3 protein-coding genes are annotated in these 1,843 nt (G+C 66.8%); 2 read left to right on the top strand and 1 reads right to left on the bottom strand.

The window, feature by feature from the left end:
• Positions 1 to 549 (top strand): CoA transferase (locus tag WCA10_RS22735; RefSeq protein WP_472824822.1); only part of this gene is annotated, 549 nt, incomplete at its 5' end.
• Positions 550 to 575: 26 nt separating this feature from the next.
• A complete protein-coding gene (locus WCA10_RS22730; RefSeq protein WP_472824821.1) occupies positions 576 to 890 on the top strand; it encodes a putative quinol monooxygenase in 315 nt (104 codons plus the stop codon).
• 326 nt (positions 891 to 1,216) lie between these two features.
• Here the strand turns inward: WCA10_RS22730 and WCA10_RS22725 are convergent.
• A partial coding sequence (locus tag WCA10_RS22725; RefSeq protein WP_472824820.1) for a PilZ domain-containing protein occupies positions 1,217 to 1,843 on the bottom strand: 627 nt, incomplete at its 5' end.

Here is a 1,843-nt window from a genome sequence, read left to right as displayed (position 1 = left end):
GACAACTTCGAACGCCGCGCGCCCGGCACCGCCGGGATGGAATCGGGCGTGCGCTACCAGTTCTACGCGACCACCGACGGGTTCGTGCTCTTCATGGCCTCCGAGCGCGAGTTCTGGAAGAACTTCTGCGAAGGCGTCGGTCGCTCCGATCTCTTCGAGCGCTGGCCGGGCGCGAAGTTCGGCGACCACGCGCGCGGCAACACCGAGCTCCGCGCGATCCTGCGCGACATCTTCGCGTCGAAGTCTTCGGCGGAATGGATCGCGTTCGGCATGGAGCACAACACGCCGATCGCGCCGTCGAACACACCCAAGACCATCGCCGACGATCCGCAGTTCCGCGATCGCATGCCGTGGCTGCCGGCCTCGCAGGTCGGGGCCGACATGCTGCCCACGCCGATCAAGTTCGTCGACGAGACCCTGCCGATGCCGACGATGGCCCCGACCGTCGGCGAGCACACCGAGCAGGTGCTGCACGACGTGCTCGGCTGGGACGTCGCCCGCATCGCCACCGCCCGCGCCGCCGGCGCGTTCGGCGAGACCGCCGATTGACGCCGCTGTCCCTTTAGGAGGTCCTCATGATCCTCGTCGTCGTCAAGAATCCCATCAAGCCCAAGTATGCGGACGAGTTTCCGTCGCTCATCGCCGAGTTCACCGAGGCGACGCGCGCCGAACCGGGCAACGTTTGCTTCGACTGGTACCGGAGCGTCGACGATCCGAACATGTACGTGCTCGTCGAGGCGTTCGTCGATCGCGCGGCCGGCGATCTGCACACCGGCACTGAGCACTTCCAAAAGGCGATGGGCGAGCTCGGCCGCTACCTCGCCGCCGTTCCCGAGATCGTCAATGTCGAGGTGCCCGAGGGCTGGTCGCGGATGTCCGAGGTGTCGTAGATAGGCGTGCGTCGGTGCAGGCGAGTGCCGAATATGCGCCTCAGAGCCGGCGTTAGGAGACAGGGGATGCCGGGATTAGGGGCGAGGTGTTCTGGGACACCTGACTGGCCGGCCGTGGCTGGTCGCGCGGTCGATCTCACGTCCGGAGGTTTCCTAGCGGGTTACGGGTGAACTGCCCGTCGCGGACGCGACCGGGCGTGACCGCGAGAAGCAGTTGGAGGGGTCGGGTGCTGATGTTGGCCCGCGGCGAGGGAGCGGTACGTGCGAAGACCGGCTGAGCCCGCGTCGACGTGTCCGCCGCGGGCTGGTTGTCTATCGGGCTTGGTTCATTGCGCGATCGCGCGGCGGCTGCCGAGCGCGTCGGCTCGGCGGGCCACGAGGCTGCTTTCGATCACGTATCGCGCGACGTTGCTCTGTGCGGCCGGCGAGAGCCGTATCGCTCGAACGCCGGCAACGTGATGGTCGGCGTCGCGCCATGATCGGACGACCTGGCCGGTGAGTTGCACACTGGTGGCGTTGAGGGTGCAGGTCAGCTGGACAGCATCTCCGACGAAGAAAGGTGCTTGGGACCGGAGCTGAAAGCCGCCTTCGGAGACGTCGACGATGTCGGCGTCGACCTCTTGGGGCTCGACGTCTCGGCGCGTCACGGTGACTCGCGTGGACTCGTGGAGTGGCGCGCGTACGTGAGCGCGGCGCTGTACACGCTCGTCTTGTCCGACGAGGAGGATCTTGACGGTGTGGTTGTCGCGTTCGAGCACGCGGCCGCGGACCTTTGTGAGCCAGCGTTGTTCGCTGAAGCACACGCGCACGGGAGCATTCGGCTTCAGATCGACGGGCGGGGGGTGCTCATCGGTGAGCACGACGAGATTGCCGCCGGCGCGCGTCACGCAGCCGTGCCAAACCGCGACCGACTGGTAATCCTCGATGAGGATGTGCTCGCCGACTTCGAGTTC

Source organism: Occallatibacter sp. (assembly GCF_049582745.1).
Lineage (GTDB): Bacteria > Acidobacteriota > Terriglobia > Terriglobales > Acidobacteriaceae > Telmatobacter.
Note: the sequence above shows the minus strand (reverse complement) of the source record. Positions and strands in the feature narration are given on the sequence as shown.